Raw genomic sequence first — 21,020 nt, forward strand, 5'->3', positions numbered from 1 at the left:
TTTATAAGCTTTTTGTGAACAGTCTTTTATGATAAAACATGTTCAGTTATCTACTGAACATGGTTCATTTATACTCTTTCTACTTACCAATGCAGTTTGGCCGTTAAGCTAATAGTATTTAATAGCTACCAATCGGTGAACCGGGTGGTAGTGTTATCTTGGATGTCGGTGTCGATGACTTATCATGCGCTAAGCTGTAATTAATTTGCTGAGCTAATAACTGAAAGTGCGCTCGAAAGCCGGGGTATTTTCGTGTGCTGCGCTTATCAGTTAACCATTGGGCTAAATCCGTTAATGTTACATACACTTCAGCTCTGACTTCTGGCACAACATTTTGGCCATGCCAAAGCACAATTAAATGCTCAATTAATTGCTGATTTACTCTTTGTTGCACTAACATGGCTGTTGAGGTTTTTGGCGCTGATTTTACTGTGCCTTCGACCAGTTTATTGAGTAAAAATGCCACTGACGGAATATCGTTATCAAGCATGGCTTGTTGCTGTAGTCTTGCTAGTCGCTCGGCATTGAGTAATAGCGACAGTGTGTGTTTTGCACTTGCCTCAGCTGCACTGATGGGGTCAAAAGTTACCCCTGTTTGGCTATTAAAACTTTCTCTATCGCGATTATAACCATAGGCCTTAGGAGGTATTAAGGCGGTGATTTTAGCGGGCAGTGTTAAGGTTTCTACGGTTAGCGTTGCTAGTAAGGCGTCAAGTGCTGCTTGTTGAGATTTGCCTGCAACCCTGGTTTGCTGATTACTAAATTGTTCACTGCGCAGTTGATAGCCGTAGTCAACACCGGCAATTAACTTTGCCGCGGCTTGTACCTGAAAGCGGTGAAAGTTGTATATGGGCACTAATATTTTTTCGAGTTCAGACATCGGCGTACCAACCGGTATACTGTTCAAACCAAAGTTTTCTAATGCTAGTGCTCTAACCGCTAAAACCCGGTTTAACTCTACAGCCGCATCTTGACCATTATCCCACAAATGCCCTGTAGCATGAGCGCTTGATTGCGATCGTGCATCGGGGTCAGAAACATACTTCAGGCCCTTTTGCTGGGTTGCTGACACTAACTCAGTCAAAAACTGGGCTTCTTGCGCTTTTTCTACCTCAGCATAACCATAAGCAACCACATATTTGTCCCATTCGCCGATATCTTCAGCATAAGCATTAGCTAAGCTTATCTGGCCATTTTCAATGGTAATTAACGGATGGGGATAATCCATCACTGACGCTCGATTATTGACACTGGCGGCAAAATTATGTGCTATGCCTAAGGTGTGGCCAACCTCATGTGCCGCTAATTGACGAATGCGCGCTAAAGCCATGGCTTTCATAGCACCAGTGTCAGTATTGGCATTTTTAAACGGTGACGTTAAGCCTAAGGCAATTAAATAATCTTGGCGAACACGTAAAGAGCCTAAGGTAACATGGCCTTTAATAATTTCGCCGGTACGCGGGTCAATCACTGATGAGCCATAAGACCAACCGCGTGTCGCGCGATGTACCCATTGAATAACGTTGTAACGAACATCCATGGGGTCAGCGTCACTTGGCAGCAGTTTAACTTGAAAGGCATTTTTATAACCAATAGCAGAAAAGGCTTGATCCCACCAACGCGCGCCATCTAGCAAGGCACTTTTAATCGGCTCAGGGACTCCGGCATCTAAGTAATAAATAATCGGCTCTACCGCTGCACTTATTTTAGCGGCTGGGTTTTTCTTAACTAAACGATGGCGAGGAATATTGCGTTTAATCAATGGCTCATCAATGGCGCTGGCATAATCTGCATAGGCGTGCTGCCAAAAGCCACTAAAGGGATGAAACTTTCGTGTTTGATAACTATTATCAGGCAACTTAATTAGCGAGTGGTGCAAGTTAACCGTAACCGCTGAGGCATCAGGCGTTACTGAGCGCAAGTGCACTCCAGCGTCTGTGCCTTTATAAGTCACAGTAGCCTCTAATTCGGTATTGTTTGGAAAAGCTTTTGTACGCTTTTTATAAACCCCACTGCGCGTGGCATCAATCTTAAAACTGCCTTGTTGAGTACGCTTTAATTGTGCTGACAAGTTATGAATATCTGAGAGTAAAAATGGCGTGTAATCAATTAAGGTTTTACGGTTATCTGCTGAACTATGACTCACCTTAAAGCCCCAGATAATCGAGCTAGCAAAGGCTTCATCTATCGCTTGCTGTTCAAGGAGGTTATCGCTATTAGCACGATAATCAGTGTTGAGTTGGCGCAGAAACACTTTATCACCCACTCTTTCAAAACGCACTAACCGAGTATCGCCCAATTGGCCACGGTCTAAACCAATATCATTTGAACCCACCCCCTGTGGCAAGCCACTTTGAAATAAAAATTCTTGCTCAAAGTTCTCTACTTCTAAAAACACTTTGCCCGTTTTATCATCAAGATAAAAAGAAAAATAACCTTGATGGATCTGTTTGTCTTGAATAAATTCAGTATAACTTTTTTCTGTTTTTGCCTGCACTTGCGCTGACAAGCCACAGTAAAAAAATAACACCATTAGCCTAATAAAAAACCTCATTGCATATCCTTGTAGTCTGTAAAGCTAAGTAAATTACTTGTTTAGCTAAAATTAAAATCATTAGAAGTGCTGAAAATACGCTTATTTTTGTTATAATCAGTGCAGAATTAACCTTTGATGTCTTGATAATGCCCATTGAATTAAATCAGTGAGCAGTAACAAGTAATAAACAAGTAACAATAAATATTCAAAAACACATGTTTATTGTTGCAGACTAAACATCAGTACCTACATCGATATAGCCTAGGCTTGATTGAACCATAGCTAGCGTATGTGATTAAAAGTAACGTAGATATTGGATATTTAGGACACTTTATATGTTCGACTATTTATTGTAATAGGTATACTACATCATAACATCGAAAATAAAATACGATATGCTCTATCATAAGAGTATGACTCTAAAGTAATTAGGTAACCCTATGCAACGACTAGCTCCCGCTTTACGTGAAGACAATGTACCGTTAGATTTAATTTCATTAATAGAAACTATTTTAGCTGCCACCAAAGAAATTTCCTTTCGAGTTAGCCAAGGGCACTTAAGTGACTCAATGGGCTCGACCTTAGATGAAAATATTCAAGGTGAAGTGCAAAAGAAACTCGATATTGTTGCCAACGAGTTATTTAAAGATATTTTGTTAGAATCAGGCTTTGTCAAAGCCGTTTCTTCTGAAGAAGAAGACACGTCAGTGGCGGGTGTCGAAGATGGTAAATATATCGTTTCATTTGATCCCTTAGATGGCAGCTCAAATATCGATATTAACTCGTTAATTGGTACTATTTTCTCCATTCACCAAGCGCCAACAGACATGGCTGCTAGCAATCCTGATATGTTTAAACAATCAGGTAATCACCAAGTTTGCGCGGGCTATGTACTTTATGGTCCATCAACCACCTTAGTGATGACCACAGGCAGCGGTACGCACTTTTATGTTTTAGACCGCACGCATGGCGGTTATTTATTAGTTGAGCGCAATTTACAAGTGCCAGAAGATACGCAAGAGTTTGCTATTAATATGTCAAACCAACGTTTCTGGCAACAACCTATGCAAAACTACATTAGTGATTTACTTGCCGGTGATACTGGCCCACGTGGTAAAAACTTCAATATGCGTTGGATTGCCGCTATGGTAGGTGATATTCATCGTGTTCTCACCCGTGGTGGTATATTTACCTATCCGGCTGATAATAGAAATCCAGAAAAACCCTACAAGTTACGTTTAATGTATGAAGCCAACCCAATGAGCTTTTTAATTGAACAAGCCGGTGGTTTAGCCATGACTAGCCAAGGGCGTATCATGGATATTGAGCCAACAGATATTCATCAACGTGTTGAAGTGATCATGGGTTCTAAAAATGAAGTTGAAGCCTGTTTAGCTTATTACAAATAAGCTTAAAAGTTACTCGATATAACAATGTATATATAAGCATAAAAACACCTGAATATTTCAGGTGTTTTTATTTGTGCTAACCGGGGTGATTTATGGTTATTAAACACTGTTATAGACCTCGCCAGCACAGGTAAACAAGGCAGAAACTTTGTGTTGTTGGTAAAGTAATAACCTGGGTAACAGCACTTAAAGCGCCGCCATAAAAATTCAACTGCTGGCGACGAATGACCAAGTTCAATGACTAAAGTCGTATGAAAGAGTATAAATAGTGACTAGGCTAATGCTTAGAATTTTTGCTAGAATATACGACATATTATAGAAAATACTTATACAGTAGCGCCATTATTAGCTTAACGGCGCTTGGAGAGCACAATTTATGCCAGCTTATGCCGTAGGACACAAAGTTCCTGATTCAGATTCAATTTGTTCAGCCATTGCCCTTTCATATTTAAAAACCCATATTGGTGAAGATGTACAGCCTGCACGCTTGGGTGAACTTTCGCCAGAAACACTATTCATTTTAGATAAATTTGGCTTAGAACAGCCTGAGCTTAAATTGAGTTTCGCTGATACTGACGGCATTTATGTTGTTGATCACTCAGACCGAATTCAAGGCCCTGATGATATTGATGACTGCACAGTTTTAGGTATTATCGACCATCACAAGCTGGGTGATATTACCACCTCTACCCCTTTAGAGATTTGGGTTCGCCCTGTAGGTTGTACCAATACCATTATTAAAATGATGTACGATTTTCACGGTATTGAAATTCCTAAAAATATTGCTGGCGCCATGATGTGTGCAATATTGTCAGACACAGTGATATTTAAATCGCCAACCTGTACAACCGCTGATATAAAATGCGTTGAAGCCTTGGCAGAAATTGCCGGTATTGAAGATTACAAAGGCTTGGGCATGGAAATGTTCACCGTAAAGTCATCAGTCGCCGGTACGCCCGTTCGTGAACTTGTTTTACGTGATTTTAAAGACTTCAACATGAAGAATAATATTGTGGGTATTGGCCAATTAGAAGTGATCGACTTAGCTTTATTTGACGAGATGAAAGCTGATTTATATGCTGATTTACAAGCCGTTAAAGAAGAAGGTAATCGTCATACTGTGATGTTGTTATTAACTGACATCATGCAAGAAGGCTCTGAGTTGTTAGTGGTAAGTGATGATATCAGCCTTATTGAAAAAGCTTATGATATTACTTTGGTTGACGGTAAAACTTGGTTACCGGGTGTGATGAGCCGTAAAAAGCAAGTTGTGCCACCACTACAAGATACTTTTGCTAAGTAGTTAGCTGCACTATAAATGTAAAGTTATAAGCGTAAAGTTATACCTGTAAAACTATAACTTAAAACGATATTAAAACGATATTAAAAAGCCCAGCAATTGCTGGGCTTTTTGTTAGCGATTGACTTTACAATCGCTCATTACCAACGAATTATAGCCAAGCGCTTAAATATCCGTCACACCCATATTAAATAATGTGAAACCATAAATATCGGCATATTGCTCAATGGTTTTGCTAATCGGCGTACCGGCACCATGACCCGCATCCGTTTCAATACGAATTAAGGTTGGGTTAGCGCCCGCTTGTTTTGCTTGTAACTCGGCAGCAAACTTAAATGAATGCGCCGGCACGACGCGATCATCATGATCACCCGTTGTTATTAATGTCGCAGGGTAATGTGTGCCGGCTTTAACATTGTGTAATGGCGAATAAGCTAACAGGTAATTAAACATTTGTGCATTGTCGTTTGATTTACCATAGTCGTAAGCCCAACCAGCACCTGAAGTAAAGGTATGGTAGCGCAGCATATCAAGTACCCCTACCGCGGGTAATGCGACTTTAAATAACTCAGGACGTTGTGTCATCACAGCACCCACTAACAAACCACCGTTTGAGCCACCCATAACCGCAAGTTTATCTGAAGAAGTCACTTTCGCTTCAATCAGGTATTCAGCTGCAGCAATAAAGTCGTCAAATACATTCTGTTTTTTCAACTGCGTACCCGCATCATGCCATTGTTTACCATATTCGCCACCACCACGTAAATTAGCCACGGCATATACACCGCCGAGCTCTAACCAAGCAGCGCGAGTTGAGCTAAATTCTGGTTGTAGACTAATATTGAAACCACCGTAACCATATAAAATCGTCGGGTTACTGCCATCAAGCACTAAGCCTTTTTTATGGGTAATGATCATCGGCACTTTAGTACCGTCTTTAGAGCTATAAAAAACCTGTTTTGATTCAAAGTTATCGCTATTGAATTTTACTTTCGACTTCATATGTACAACAGATTCACCCGTTGCAAGGTCTAAGCTAAAAATGGTTGATGGGGTTTTCTGGTTACTAAATGAATAGTAAAGCTGACTTTGCGACGCTTTACCACTAAAGCCACCAGCCGTGCCCACTTCAGGTAAGGCGATATCACGAATTTTCTTACCGGTTAAATCATACTGCTCAATAAAAGACGCCGCATGCTTCATATAGTTAGCAAACAAGTAATGTCCGCCAGTAGACACTGATAAAACATGCTCAGTTTCAGGAATAATATCAACCCAATTCTCAGCACTTGGTTGCAGTGCATTAACTTTAACCACACGGTTATTAGGTGCTGCCATATTGGTGACAAATAGCAAGTTTTCACCCTCACTACTGACCATATAGGTGTCTGACTCAGTATTATCAACCACGCTAACCAGTGGCGAATCTGTGCTGGTTAAATCTTTAATAAAGAGCTTGTTGCCCGAGGTAGATACCGCTGCTGATACCACTAAATAGTGTCCGTCTTTAGTGACTTCACCACTAACATAACGGTGTTTTTGTGCTTCGCTGCCACCAAAAACTAAGCTATCTTGCGACTGTGCAGTACCTAACTTATGGTAATACAATTTATGTTGATCCGTTTTGGCTGAAAGCTCACTGCCTTTAGGTTTGTCGTAGCTTGAGTAATAAAAGCCTTCATTAGCCACCCAAGATAAGCCACTAAACTTTATATCAACTAGTTCGGCTTCAAGTACAGCATTAGTTTCAGTTGCTATAATACGCGCTTTACGCCAATCACTACCGCCTTCAGAAATTAAGTAAACCGCTAATGAACCGTCTTCACTAAATTCAATATTGGCTAACGAAACGGTACCATCTTCACTAAACGTATTAGGGTCAAGAAATACTTCAGCCGATGCATCGCCTTTTTGACGATATAAAACAGCTTGGTTTTGTAAGCCATCATTTTTATAAAAATAACTATAGTCACCTTCAAGAAACGGCATGCCAACTTTTTCATAATCTAACAAAGCCGCAAGACGAGATTTAATTTTCTCGCGATAAGGGATTTTCGCTAAATAATCGTAGGTGGTTTTATTTTGTGCCTTTACCCAATCCGCGGTTTCATCGCTCATGTCGTCTTCTAACCATCGATAAGCATCGGTAACTTTAGTACCAAAATAATCATCAACAACGGCTACTTTTTTTGTTATTGGATAAGTTAACATTTTACTTTCATCGCCAATACTCACTACTTTTTCAATTTCAGGGGCTGTGTTAGCCGCTATTGGTGCGTCTTTACTGCAGGCTGTTAGACCGAAAAAGGCGATTAGCACAGCAGAATTTAAGATTACTTTTTTAGCATTCATAATTTACTAAATAAACCATATTGTTATTATATTGATAGCAATCATAAGGCAGTCAATAATTGATGTCTAGGGTATGGCCTTAGTTAACAGTAAGAATAATAAAAATTTAATCACTTATTATGATGATTAAGCTATTGAAAATTATAAAAATGGTATAAACATGAACATTGATAATTCAGCTCGACTTAGCTATCAGCTCATTGATAAAACAGACAGTGAGTTCTTATTCCAACTCGATCAAAACCCAGAAGTTATGCGTTATATCAATGGTGGTGATATGCCCACTCGCAAAGATATTGGCGAGGTATTTATCCCCCGCCATAACGCCTATAAAAATGTAGAAAAAGGTTGGGGCTTATGGAAAGTTACCGTGATAGCAACTCAAGCCGAAATTGGCTGGATTTTAGTACGCCCAATGGACTTTTTCTCCGACCAGCCTATTTGGCATGACATTGAATTAGGCTGGCGTTTTTTACAGTCAACTTGGGGTAAAGGTTATGCTAGTGAAGCGACGATTCATATTAAGCAGCTACTAGCTAAGCAACCAGAAAATAAAAGCTTTAGTGCCATTGCTGTAAAAGATAATTCTGGCTCAATTGCGATAATGAAAAAGCTGGGTATGGAATATATCAAAACTTATATTCATTCAGACTCACAATTAGGTGATTTGGATGTGGTGCTATATCGCATAGAAAATAACCCAGCACGCAAAAAGTAATTAAGCGTTACTTAGTCATGCTGGAGTCATCATGAATAGGCACTAAGACACTGAAAAATAAAATATCTGAGAAAAGTCTGAACACAAAAAAACCCAACAAATGTTGGGCTTTTATTCATCAGGTTAGCTTAGAGCGTTAACTCAAAAGCTAACGATAAAAAGTAAAAATTACACTCTTTCAAATACTGTAGCGATACCTTGGCCTAAACCAATACACATAGTCGCTAAACCAATGTTAGCATCTTGTGCTTCCATCAAGTTAATTAAGGTCCCTGAAATACGCGTACCTGAACAACCTAGTGGGTGACCTAAAGCGATTGCGCCACCGTTAAGGTTAATCATGTCATCCATTTTGTCTTCTAAACCTAATGAACGTACACATGACAATGCTTGTGCAGCAAAGGCTTCGTTAAACTCAGCTAGTTCAATATCAGCTAATGTTAAGCCCGCACGTTGCAATGCTTTCTTGGTGGCTGGCACTGGACCAAAGCCCATTGTAGATGGATCACAACCTGCGATAGCCATACCACGGATTTTAACACGAGGTGTTAAGCCCATAGCTTTAGCTCTTTCTGCTGACATCACTAACATCGCAGAAGCGCCGTCAGAAAGTGCAGAAGAAGTACCCGCGGTTACTGTGCCATTGACTGGATCAAATACCGGACGCAATGCTGATAAGCTTTCAATCGTTGTTTCAGGACGAATAACTTCGTCATGTTCGATAAGCGTTAAAGCGCCCATAGCGTCATGACCTAAAGTGGGTACAATTTCATTAGCCCAACGACCTTCAAGCATGGCTTTATGAGCAAGCTGATGAGAGCGAGCGCCAAAGGCATCTTGCTCAGCACGCGTAATGCCGTGTTGCATACCTAGCAATTCAGCCGTTAAGCCCATGTTGCCGGCCGCACGAGAAATATGCTTGCTCAATGCGGGATCAAAATCAACATCGTACATCATAGGTACGTGACCCATGTGCTCAACGCCACCCACTAAAAACACATCACCTTGACCGGCCATAATGTTAGTGGTTGCATCATGTAGCGCTTGCATTGATGAACCACATAAGCGGTTCACGGTAACAGCACCGGTAGACTTTGGAATGTCCGTTAACAATTGAGCATTACGAGCAATATTGAAACCTTGCTCTTTAGTTTGCTTAACGTTACCCCAAATAATATCTTCAATTAATGCAGGATCTAGATTTGGATTTCTAATTAACAATTGTTGCATTAAGTGTGCTGATAATGTTTCAGCACGAACATTACGAAAAACACCCGCTCTTGAGCGCCCCATTGGGGTACGGATGCAATCGACAATAACGACTTCTTTCATGATTTTCTCCTTCGCCTAAGCTGTTTTAACGCTGTTAGTTTTAACATCGGTTGTAAAATATGATTGACCAGATCTTGCCATTTCACGCATACCATCAGTAACTTGGTAAATTTCGCCTAAATGGGCATATTTATCTGCCATTGCAATAAAGTTATCTAAGCCTAACGTTTCTAAATAACGAATTGGACCGCCTCTAAATGGTGGAAAACCTAAACCGTAAATTAAGCCCATATCAGCTTCAGCTGCAGTATCAACCACACCTTCTTCTAAACAGCGCACCACTTCATTCACCATAGGGATCATCAAACGAGCAATAGTTTCTTCCTGGGTAAAGTCTTTTTTCTCTACGCCTGAAAACAAGTCATAAGCCACTTGTGCTGCCACTTTGGTTGGACGACCGCGCTTGTCTTTACCGTAATCGTAGAAGCCTTTGCCATTTTTCTGGCCAAGACGGTCTTTATTATATAAAGCACTTACTGGGTCATTATCAATTTTTGACATACGAGTTGGGAAACCCGATGACATAACACCCGTACAATGATCAGCGGTATCAATACCAACCACATCAAGAAGGTATGCTGGGCCCATTGGCCAGCCAAATTGTTTTTCCATGACTTTATCAACGGCAACGAAATCAGCACCTTCAAGCACTAATTGGCTAAAGCCAGCAAAGTATGGGAATAAAACACGGTTAATGTAAAAACCAGGACAGTCGTTTACCACGATAGGTGATTTACCCATTTTAGCTGCGTAAGCAACAACAGCAGCAACGGTTTCATCAGAGGTAGCTTTGCCACGAATAACTTCAACTAATGGCATTTTATTTACTGGGTTGAAGAAATGCATGCCACAAAACTTATCTTTGCGTTTAAGACCTTCGGCTAATAAATCAATTGAAATAGTTGAGGTATTTGAAGTCACAATAGTGTCTTCATCAACATGGTTTTCAACTTCAGCCAACACCATAGCTTTTACTTTCGGGTTTTCAACTACAGCTTCAACAACAATATCAACACCTTTAAGGCTGTCATAACTTAATGACGGTGTGATGCTATTGAGTACGCCAGCCATTTTCTTAACGTTCATGCGGCCACGTTCAACTTGCTTAGTTAAAATACCCGCAGCCGTTGTTAGACCTAAATCAAGTGCTTGGTCATTAATATCTTTCATGATAATTGGCGTGCCTTTATAAGCAGACTGGTATGCAATACCACCGCCCATAATACCTGCACCCAAAACAGCCGCTTTATTGACTGCCTTCGTCGCTTGTTTACCGGCTTTTTTCGCTTTACCTTTAACCACTTGATCAGCCATAAATAAGCCAATTTGTGCAGTAGCAGCATCAGTTTTCGCTAATTTTGCAAACCCTGCGTTTTCTAATGCCATTGCGCCTGCACGGTCTAAACCTGCTGCGGCTTCGATCGTTTTAACCATCACCATAGGTGCAGGATAATGTTTACCGGCTTTAGCCGCGATCATACCTTTACAGGTATTGAAGGTCATAATAGTTTCTACTGGAGAAAGCTTTAATGCTTCTAGTTTAGGTTGACGTTTAGCGCGCCAATCTAATTTACCCGCAATCGCTTGATTTAGCATTTTCAGTGCCGCTTCGCGCAAATGTTCTGGTGCAACTACAGCGTCAAGCAAACCTACCGCCATCGCTTGCTCAGCTTTAAAAGCTCGGCCTGTCGACATCCATTCAATGGCATTATCAGCGCCAATAACACGTGGTAAACGCACGGTACCACCAAAGCCAGGTATTAAACCTAAGCTCACTTCTGGTAAACCGATTGAACATGAGGTATCTGCAATACGATAATCACAAGCCAAGGTCATTTCACAACCGCCACCTAAAGCGAAGCCGTTAATAGCAGCAATAGTAGGCAGATTAATATCTTCAAATGAATCAAAAATATCAGAGGCATTTTTTACCCAAGGTAGTAACTCATCTTCCGGTTTTTTAAATACTTCTAAAAACTCGGTGATATCAGCACCAACAATAAAAGAAGACTTACCTGAGGTAATCAATACCCCTTTTGCTTCACTGCAATTATTAATCGCATCAACAACTGCGATATATTCTTTAAACGTTGCCTGATCAAACTTGTTAACTGAGCCTTGTGCATCGAATTTAAATTCAACAATGCCGTCGTCTAACAACTGGGCAGAAAGGCTTTTGCCTTGGAATAACATGCCTACTCTCCTGACTTTTTGTGGGTCGATTGACTGGTAATATGTAATCATAGACTACTACCGAGCGTATAAATATTTAGCTTACTAATTATTTATGATGAACTAGTAAAAGAAATAAAGTGATACTGAGTTTGCCTTGAAAGGAAAGGGAAAGCAAACATTTTTAAACAAGCGTTTTAATTAAGTGTATTAATTTTATTTAGCGCTTTATTTAATGCGACCTCGGGTGCCTCTTTGCTAATTTTTTTTCATTTTAGCTAGCAACTCTTGTTCCATATTTATACCCTGCCAATGTGCAATATCTAAAACTCTCAGCACAATATCAGCTAACTCTTCTTTAAAATTGTCAGTCGGCTTTTCACCACGACATTCATTTATCGCTTCCCCGACCTCTGAGGCCACTAAAGCTAATGCTTCCAACGTGGTCTTATTATGCCAACCCATACGTTCAACCCAATCGTAATTTTGCTCTGCTATTTTATTAATATCCATACATACCTCAGCTGTAATTTTTATCTATCGTTATTGCGCTTGATTACTCGCTTGGAGTGAAAAATCTTAAGCTAACACTGATAACTTTACTGGATTTATCCTATATTTTACAAGTAACTAACTTACAACGCTTAAAAATAATACATTTCAGCAAGTGCTAAGACCTGCTTTTCCCTTAATCATATTACCGTAGTGGTTATTGCAGTGCTACTTGGAATTATTTGAATAGTGAGTACTTTTTAGGGGGGGTATATCGTGTAGGCTTGGCTTGTTGGGCTTTATGATTAACTTTTTTGTGCTTTAAACACCAAGGCTAAATGTAAAGATTTACACAAAAAAAAACACTTGTAGAACAAGTGCTGTAAATCCAGTATTGCCAATAATATACGCTATCGATTTATTCGCTCTAAACACGTGAAGAACTCGTCAGCTGGCATTGGCTTAGCATAATAAAAACCTTGCACTTCATCACAGCCCAAAGTTCTTAATTCTGATTCTTGTTCGCTGTTTTCAATGCCCTCAGCAATGACTTTTAAGTTCATTTGCTTGCCTAAATTGATAATGGTGGCGGCTATAATCGCACCACCCGGCTCGGCAATGGCACTGACAAAAGAGCGATCAACTTTTAATCGGTCCAAAGGTAGTTTTTGTAAATAGCTTAATGATGAAAAACCAGTGCCAAAATCATCAAGTGCAATACTAATGCCCTGCGCTTTTAATCTCACTAGCGCATCAATAATCACCTGAGGTTCATCCATTAAAACATTTTCGGTGATTTCTAGTTCCAATTTACTGGGATCAACTTTATGCGACTTCGCTATATCAATAACCGTATCGACAAAATTATCGCGTTTAAATTGAGGAATCGAGACATTAACCGAAATACTGACCTCGGTAAATTTGCTCGCTGCCAGTCTATTTAACAGCTGACATGCTTGATCGACAACCCAGTTGCCAATCTCAATAATCAAACCAGAATACTCTGCCAATGGAATAAATATAGCGGGTGAAATAAACTTACCTTCGGCTGTTTTCCAACGCAGCAAGGCTTCAGCACCCATAATTTCGCCTGTGATTAAACTTAGCTGTGGTTGATACCAAAGCTCTAAACGGTGTTCGGAAAAATCAGTGCGTAATTGCCTAATCATACTTAAACGCCAAAGTGTTTTATCTTCCATTTCTTGATGATAATAAACATAAGGTTCATGCATAGATTTTTTGGCCAAATTAAGGGCAATATTAATTTGATTCAGTACTTTGACACCACGCGATCCTGCTGAGCCTTTAGAACAAAAACCAAAACAGGCGCTAATCAGTAGATTTTGTTCACCAACAGTAAAGGGCTCACTAAACAGCGCGGTTAATATTTCAGGATTAACCCATTTTTTTGCACCAATAATACCAAAGACATCAGCACCAATTCTTGCCACATGATTATGTGCACTTAATGCTTGAATACGTCTAGATACTGCCATTAAAAGCTGGTTACCAATATCTTGACCTAAGCCATCATTGATATCACTAAAATGATTAAGATCAACCAGTGCAGTGACTAACTTGTCATCATCACTTTGACAGAAGTCATCCAATAAATTGACAAAGTCTAATCTATTGGGCAGTTCAGTTAACCAATCTTTGTAAGCCGCATTACGCAGTTTTTGAAATAGGTGAACATTTTCATAACCGGTGGCGATATTGGTGAGAAAAACTTCGATATGCTGTATTTCAATACTTGTTAAGGCTTGAGTAAGCTCTAAATGAATTACGGCTCTAAAGCCACCACTGGCGAAATAGAATGAGGTAGAGTCGACAGCAAAAAAGTGCTGTTTGTGTTGAAAACAACTATTAATTTGACTAGCGGTATCTTGATTTTCCAAGGCCGTTAATTTTTGATTTACTTTCGCTTCAACTAAACCGGTTTGGCCAATAACATACAAACTTAAATCATCAGCCCCCTCTACAATCCCTTGTCCGCGAGCGCAAAAAATAGCACTACTAGTATCCACTAGCTTTATAAGCTCAGCTAACACGCCACTAGCATAATCATGAATAGTACGCAGTTCTAGCAAGTTGGCAGCAGCGCCAATAATTTTTTCTAAACCCTTTCTATACTGAGTTACAGAGTCAATTTGCTGATATGAGCGAACAGCGGCATAAACGGTTGTCACTAATTTACGACGAGTTAATTCAGTTTTTGTTTTGTAGTCATTAATATCGTAATCTTTGATAACACTTTCTTCTGGTGCATAGCCCGGCTGGCCGGTGCGTAACACAATACGAATGTCATCACGTTTTAATACTTCGCGTATGTGCTTTACGACAACAAGACCCGCGTCGTCACTTTCCATTACCACATCAAGTAAAACTAAAACGATATCTTCATGCTCTGCAATAAGTTTGCAAGCATCGTGACCTGAATAGGCATGCAGGTATTCTAAATGTCGACCTAAAACAACCAAGTCGGATAAGGCCAACTTGGTTACTGAATGAATTTCAGGGTCATCATCAACAATTAAGACTTTCCAAGTATCTCTTATAGCTGAATCAAATATTTCATCTTCATCACTATCGTCGATAAACAAAAAATCATCGTTAGTATTGTCAAAAACTTGCATATCATCCTCAAAGCACTAACAAAAAAATGCTAGTAGAGTTTTTTGAATATTAATTTCGTTAAAAATTGTCTTCATGTAATAGGTACATAGTAAAAGTTGGAATGAAATTATTCAACATTTCGTTTTTATCATAATATCATTTTCAAGTACGGTTAGTCACAAATCATTTTCCTGTACAAAAAACATACTGACGTAAACTTAAAGGCGAATAAATTTAAGGTAACATTTTACACTTTGTTAAAAAAAGGTTAATAATATAAGGACATGAGTAAAATTTATATTTACGCTATAATAATTTTTTGGCAATATTATGTTGGAATTTCCAGCATTTTTCCAACATTTGATAGTTTTAAGGGATACAACTGATGTCAAATTCGATTGATCAAAATAAAATAATTGAGCATCCTGTAGAACAAAGTAAACCCGCTATCGTCGAAAATGACGAACAAACCGTCACACCTAAAAATAATGCACATGCAAACGTCAACGCTTCCTCACAAAAACAATTATTAGTACTGGCAAAAAAGTTTTCACTTAGCGCTGCATTTTCACCAGAAACCAAACAAGTCCCTTTGGAAGAAAGAGCCAACCGACGAAAGAAACTTGACCAATTAAGAAAACAACAAAATATGGAAGCTATCATTGTACGCGCTGTTCAGTATTGCTCGGATGAGACAATTACTGACAGAGCAGATCAAGACTGGTTTAGCTCTTTTTTAACACTTGCTGAAAGTATTAGTAATAAAAATATGCAGGACTTATGGGCGAAAATTTTAGCCGGTGAAGTATCTCAACCTGGCTCTTTTTCACTAAAAACCTTACAAGCATTTAGAACCATGAGTATTACTGAAGCAAAGCTGCTGGCAAAAGCTTGCAGTGTCGCGATGACTGATGCACGTAAAAAAAATATTCGTGTCATCAGCGGCGCTTATCAAATCCCGAAATTATTCAATTTGTTTAATAAGCAGCGACAACAACGGCTCGACCTTAACCAAGTGGGATTAAGCTACGCTGACATCTTAACTTTGGCCGATAACCACTTACTGTTTGAACAAGAAACAGAAAGCCACTCCTTTGCCAAGGGAGAAAAAATTCAATTTAATTATCATGGTAAACAACTTAGCTTTGTCGCAAAAAAAGCTGATTGCATACTCACTTTTTATAAGTTCACTCCCATTGGCACTGAACTCGCCCACTTAGTTACTGATGATGAAAACGAGCATTATTTAACGCTAATTAAAACGCAACTGGCGGAAAATTTTGCTATCGATACCTAGGAAGTTTACGGCTGAATAACAGGGATAAGATTTTTACTATTGATAACTTAGTTAGATGAATAAATTAGACAGTAAAAAGAATGCGGCTCGCGCATTCTTTTTATAGTAATGACCTTAAATGCCATCACCGTCAGTGTGTAAACCACACTCTCTTTGCATACCAGAGAAACGTGTGTCGCTCTCATCCATACCGGCAGTTAATGGTCGCGTACTATGTACATCGCCCACTGAAACATAACCTTCTTCCCACAGCGGGTGATAAGGTAAATTATTTGCCGTTAAGTATTCATGCACGTCTTTATTGCTCCAATCAATAATCGGGTGTACTTTAAAGCGCCCTCGTAAAATACTGACTACCGATAAACCTTCACGGTGGCTAGATTGTTGGCGACGAACACCAGAAAACCAAGTACCCGCTTGCAACTCACTTAAGCCTCGCTCTAATGGCTCAACTTTGTTACGGCGATTATAAGCTTTCAACGAGTCTTCATCGCCATCCCACTCTTGCCCAAACTTAGCTTGTTGCCATGCCGCACTTTCTTTCGCACTAAACACTTGTAAGTTTAACTTTAAGCGCTCTGTTAGTTGCTCAATAAACTGATAGGTTTCAGGAAACAAATGCCCAGTATCGGTTATTAATACCGGTATATTAGGTTCAATTTTGGTCAGCATATGTAGCATTACCGCAGATTGAATACCGAAACTCGACGATAAAACAAATTGCGCGGGTAAATTTTCCATTGCCCATTCTACGCGTTGGCTTGCCGACTGCTTTTCTAATAATTCGTTCCACTGCTTTAACCAAGGTTCTGGTAACGACGCTGGAAATTTATTACTGATCAGCGGAGGTGTACTCGCTGTAATAATCTTAGTCATGAAAATCCCACTTGCTAACTTTAACTTCATCAACAATACTGACTCGAATCACAAAATCACCAAAAGCCTCGGCTGAGTTACGCTCGCTCACCCAACGGGCAACTAAACTGTCAATCTCTTGTAAAATATCTTCTTCATTAAGGTTTTCTTTATACATTTTAGGTATACGCGTACCGGCAACATTACCACCTAAATGCATATTGTATTTGCCAGGACCTTTACCGACTAACCCAATTTCGGCCAACATGGCGCGTCCACAGCCATTCGGGCAGCCTGTTACTCGTAAAATAATACTTTCATCAGCGACATTATGCTTCGCTAATATAGCTTCGACATCAGTGACCAAACCAGGTAAATATCTTTCCGCTTCAGCCATTGCTAACGGGCAAGTAGGAAAAGCCACGCAGGCCATTGAACTTTTACGCTGTACAGAAACACTATCAGCCATTAAGCCATGTGCGCGTGCTAAGCGTTCAATTTCAGCTTTGTCTTCACTAGCCACACCCGCCACAATTAAATTTTGGTTGGCGGTCATACGAAAATCGCCTTTGTGGATTTTCGCAATTTCAGCCACACCGGTTTTTAATGGCAAATTTGGCTTATCAAGCAGACGTCCATTCTCAATAAACAAGGCTAAATGATGTTTACCATCAAAGCCTTCAGTCCAACCAATACGATCGCCTCGACTGGTGAATTCATAAGGACGACTTTCTGCAAAAGTGATACCGGCACGTTGCTCAACTTCAGCCTTAAAGACTTCAACACCGACACGATCTAAGGTGTATTTTGTTTTCGCATTCTTACGATTAACACGGTTACCCCAATCTCGTTGAGTAGTAACTACTGCACTAGCAACATCTAAAGTTTTAGCTAGCTCAACATAACCAAAATCATCCGCCTTACGTGGATAAGTAGATTTATCGCCATGGGTCATCGCTAAACCACCACCGACCAAAACATTAAAACCAATCAGTTTGCCGTCTTTAGCGATAGCAATAAAATTTAGATCATTAGCATGTACGTCAACATCGTTATGTGGTGGAATAACTACCGTAGTTTTAAATTTACGTGGTAAATAGTTTGGACCTAAAATCGGCTCTACTTCACCGGTTTCTGTCCCACCTTCAATTTTCTCACCATCTAGCCAAATTTCTGCATAAGCGCGTGTTTTAGGTAACAAATGTTCACTGATTTTTTTAGCCCATTCATACGCTTCTTGGTGTAGTTCTGACTCAACTGGATTCGTCGTACAAAGCACATTACGGTTTACATCACCTGCCGTAGCAATAGAGTCAATACCATAATGGTTCAGTGTTTGGTGCATTAACTTAATATTTGGCTTTAACACACCGTGAAACTGAAAGGTTTGACGGGTAGTAATACGAATACTGCCGTAACTAGTTTTTTCACGAGCAAATTGATCAATACCTAACCATTGTGTTGGCGTGATAATGCCACCAGGCATACGAGCACGCAGCATAACATTATGTAGTGGTTCAAGTTTTTGCTTAGCACGCTCATTACGAATATCACGATCATCTTGCTGATACATACCGTGTGTTCTGATCAACTGAAAGTTATCGGCGGTAAAACCACCAGTAACATGATCTTTTAAATCATCGACAATCGTGCCACGTAAGTAATTACTTTCCGCTTTTAACCTTTCATTATCGGCATGTTTTCCTTCGACAATTAAAGGGCCATTTGCTTGATCTTTTTTAGTCAAATCAGTCATTAGTATACATCCTTCTGGTAACGCTTAGCGTTACGTAAATCTTTTAAATAATCACTTGCCTGTTCTGCTGATAATTGGCCTTTATTGGCAATAATAGTTAATAAAGCCGCCTCAACATCTTTTGCCATTCGGCTCATATCTCCACAAACGTAAATATGTGCACCTCGCTCTAACCATGAAAAAACTTCATCAGCATTTTCTAATAATCTATCTTGCACATAAATTTTTTCCGCTTGATCACGAGAAAAGGCTAAATCTATTTTGGTTAACAAGCCTGACTTAAGATAGCCTTGCCATTCAACTTGATAAAGAAAGTCTTGCGTGAACGTTTGGTCACCAAAAAACAACCAATTATCGCCTGTGGCTTCAGTGGCTTCACGTTCTTGCATAAAGGCCCTAAATGGCGCAACACCAGTACCTGGACCGATCATAATCACGGGTGTTTCATTATTGGCTGGTAAACGAAAGTTGTCATTGTGCTCAACAAACACTTTAACTGCACCACCTTCTTCAATACCATTGGCTAAAAATCCAGACGCACCACCCTGACGGTTAGCCTCTTCAGTCTGATACTGCACAAGCCCAACGGTTAAATGCACTTCTTCTTCCGCTTCGCTTTGAGAGGACGCGATAGAATAAAGTCTTGGCGTTATTTTTCGTAACGCATCTATAAATTCTTGAGCATTTAACTTAACTTCATTCGGTAATGGCGCAGATTTAACTACGTCAACGACTTGATGATTAGCGGCATACTCTCGCATCGCACTCTTATCATCTAAAATATTAAGCAAATTAGTCGCTTGTGATTTTTCAGCCCAAAAATTAACAAACTGAATTGAGGTTTGAGTTATTTCAAACTTGGTCTTTAATGCTTCACCAAGTGCTATGCTTTCATCACCTGTAGAGACTTTCTCTTGATCATCAAACCCCAGTTCCGTAATAAGCTCATCTACTAATGCAACAGAGTTCTCAAACCAAACACCTAAGGCATCACCGGCTTGATAAGTTAACCCTGAGTTGCCTAAATCTATTTCAACATGTCGTACATCTTTAGCTGAATCACGACCGGTAATTTTCTGGCTAAGCAATAGTTCAGCAGTATATGGCTTTTGCTTAGTATAAAGTTCTTCTGTGCTGTTCACGCTGGCTAATGCCACTACATTGCTAGCGCTAGCCTCACTACTAAGCAGGGTTTTAACCTGAGTAATAACAGTAGCTGACCAAGTATTAGCTGCCTCATCATAGTCAACATCACAATCCAATCGAGGTGCAATTCTTTTTGCGCCTAATTTTTCTAAATTCAGATCGAAATCTTTACCTGTTTGGCAGAAAAGCTCATAACTGGTATCACCCAGTGCCAAAACACTGTAATTCAAATGTTCAAGTCTAGGCGCTTTCTTTGAAGACAAAAATTCATGTAATGCAATAGCATCGTCTGGTGCTTCACCTTCACCATTTGTACTTGCTACTATCAGTAAGTGAGTAATGTTTTTAATGGCCTTAGGCTTAATCTCTCCCATACTTTTTAATTCAACATTCAAACCTTGAGCACTGGCTTGGGCCGCTAAACTCTTAGCAACACCTTTAGCATTGCCCGTTTGCGAGCCATACAAAATAGTTAAAGTTGTTGGAGCAGCACTTGCAATGGCCGCGGGAACTGTAGCATTAGTAACATTTTCTGCTTTAGCGGCCAAATAGCCACTAGCCCACGCTAATTGAAGTGGAGAAAGATTGTTGATGCTTTGCTGAAAAGATGCCAACTGGTTGGTATCTAGCATTGTTTGGTTTAATTTTTGTGGTTCTGGCGACATCTGGCAATACACCTATTACTAATCAATGACGTCATAATAAACTGATTTACGTTGAAATAAAAAGAATATAAACGGCTTTTTTATGCAAAAATAGAATATAGGGAGATGAACTTATAACATAAAACTCATAGCAGCTACTCACGCTAGCTATATGTCAAAAATGTAATGACTATGACAGTGTTTTTTGGAGGGTATTTTTGATTTAAACAACAGAACAAGGTCAATTTAGACGAAGACATTTAAGTTGCAGTAATACCATTTTGATTAAATTTGTGATCTAATTGGTTTCATTTTTCATACATTGATATCAGTCGTTATGATCACACTTGAATCCATTGATTTTAAATCTCTTATAGCAAAAGAAACTAATGGGC

Annotated in this window: 13 protein-coding genes; 4 read left to right on the forward strand and 9 right to left on the reverse strand. The window is 39.6% G+C overall.

Annotation, left to right across the window (positions count from 1 at the left end):
• Positions 1 to 118: 118 nt before the first annotated feature.
• Positions 119 to 2,554, reverse strand: coding sequence for a zinc-dependent metalloprotease (locus tag H4J41_RS10835; protein ID WP_182138139.1), 2,436 nt, complete (start codon positions 2,552 to 2,554; stop codon positions 119 to 121).
• Between the two features lie 422 nt (positions 2,555 to 2,976).
• On the opposite strand from H4J41_RS10835, the gene H4J41_RS10840 reads away from it, so the two are divergent.
• Both H4J41_RS10840 and H4J41_RS10845 read left to right on the forward strand, forming a co-directional pair.
• Positions 2,977 to 3,945: a class 1 fructose-bisphosphatase gene (locus H4J41_RS10840; protein WP_182138138.1), complete on the forward strand. Its 969-nt coding sequence runs from the start codon at positions 2,977 to 2,979 to the stop codon at positions 3,943 to 3,945.
• A 376-nt stretch (positions 3,946 to 4,321) separates the two neighbouring features.
• Positions 4,322 to 5,248, forward strand: a complete 927-nt coding sequence (locus tag H4J41_RS10845; RefSeq protein WP_182138137.1) for a manganese-dependent inorganic pyrophosphatase — start codon at positions 4,322 to 4,324, stop codon at positions 5,246 to 5,248.
• 162 nt (positions 5,249 to 5,410) lie between these two features.
• Here the strand turns inward: H4J41_RS10845 and H4J41_RS10850 are convergent, their stop codons facing one another.
• Positions 5,411 to 7,597 carry a prolyl oligopeptidase family protein gene (locus H4J41_RS10850; protein ID WP_182138136.1) on the reverse strand — a complete coding sequence of 729 codons (2,187 nt, stop codon included), beginning with the start codon at positions 7,595 to 7,597 and terminating at the stop codon, positions 5,411 to 5,413.
• A gap of 160 nt (positions 7,598 to 7,757) precedes the next feature.
• Here H4J41_RS10850 and H4J41_RS10855 point away from each other — a divergent pair, with 160 nt between their 5' ends.
• Positions 7,758 to 8,315 (forward strand): GNAT family N-acetyltransferase, encoded by a 558-nt coding sequence (locus H4J41_RS10855; RefSeq protein WP_182138135.1) that lies wholly within the window; start codon positions 7,758 to 7,760, stop codon positions 8,313 to 8,315.
• Between the two features lie 168 nt (positions 8,316 to 8,483).
• Here the strand turns inward: H4J41_RS10855 and fadA are convergent, their stop codons facing one another.
• The 4 genes from fadA to H4J41_RS10875 form a co-directional block, all read right to left on the reverse strand.
• Complete coding sequence (fadA, locus tag H4J41_RS10860) at positions 8,484 to 9,647, reverse strand: acetyl-CoA C-acyltransferase FadA (protein WP_182138134.1); 1,164 nt, start codon at positions 9,645 to 9,647, stop codon at positions 8,484 to 8,486.
• Between the two features lie 15 nt (positions 9,648 to 9,662).
• Positions 9,663 to 11,840: a fatty acid oxidation complex subunit alpha FadB gene (gene fadB / locus H4J41_RS10865; protein ID WP_182138367.1), complete on the reverse strand. Its 2,178-nt coding sequence runs from the start codon at positions 11,838 to 11,840 to the stop codon at positions 9,663 to 9,665.
• Positions 11,841 to 12,077: 237 nt separating this feature from the next.
• Positions 12,078 to 12,332, reverse strand: coding sequence for a MazG nucleotide pyrophosphohydrolase domain-containing protein (locus H4J41_RS10870; protein WP_182138133.1), 255 nt, complete (start codon positions 12,330 to 12,332; stop codon positions 12,078 to 12,080).
• Positions 12,333 to 12,721: 389 nt separating this feature from the next.
• A complete protein-coding gene (locus tag H4J41_RS10875) occupies positions 12,722 to 14,947 on the reverse strand; it encodes an EAL domain-containing protein (RefSeq protein ID WP_182138132.1) in 2,226 nt (741 codons plus the stop codon).
• A gap of 365 nt (positions 14,948 to 15,312) precedes the next feature.
• On the opposite strand from H4J41_RS10875, the gene H4J41_RS10880 reads away from it, so the two are divergent.
• On the forward strand, positions 15,313 to 16,224 hold the full coding sequence (locus H4J41_RS10880) for a TIGR03899 family protein (protein WP_182138131.1): 912 nt from the start codon (positions 15,313 to 15,315) through the stop codon (positions 16,222 to 16,224).
• A gap of 114 nt (positions 16,225 to 16,338) precedes the next feature.
• On the opposite strand, the gene H4J41_RS10885 is transcribed toward H4J41_RS10880, so the two are convergent.
• The 3 genes from H4J41_RS10885 to H4J41_RS10895 are packed head-to-tail and all read right to left on the reverse strand — an operon-like array spanning position 16,339 to position 20,646.
• Positions 16,339 to 17,100, reverse strand: a complete 762-nt coding sequence (locus H4J41_RS10885; protein ID WP_182138130.1) for a phosphoadenylyl-sulfate reductase — start codon at positions 17,098 to 17,100, stop codon at positions 16,339 to 16,341.
• Positions 17,093 to 18,835 carry an assimilatory sulfite reductase (NADPH) hemoprotein subunit gene (gene cysI / locus H4J41_RS10890; RefSeq protein WP_182138129.1) on the reverse strand — a complete coding sequence of 581 codons (1,743 nt, stop codon included), beginning with the start codon at positions 18,833 to 18,835 and terminating at the stop codon, positions 17,093 to 17,095. The genes H4J41_RS10885 and cysI overlap by 8 nt, the downstream gene beginning before the upstream one ends.
• Positions 18,835 to 20,646, reverse strand: coding sequence for an assimilatory sulfite reductase (NADPH) flavoprotein subunit (locus tag H4J41_RS10895; RefSeq protein WP_182138128.1), 1,812 nt, complete (start codon positions 20,644 to 20,646; stop codon positions 18,835 to 18,837). Before H4J41_RS10895 ends, cysI begins: the two co-directional genes overlap by 1 nt.
• Positions 20,647 to 21,020 lie beyond the last annotated feature (374 nt).

Source organism: Colwellia sp. MB3u-45 (assembly GCF_014077005.1).
GTDB lineage: Bacteria > Pseudomonadota > Gammaproteobacteria > Enterobacterales > Alteromonadaceae > Cognaticolwellia.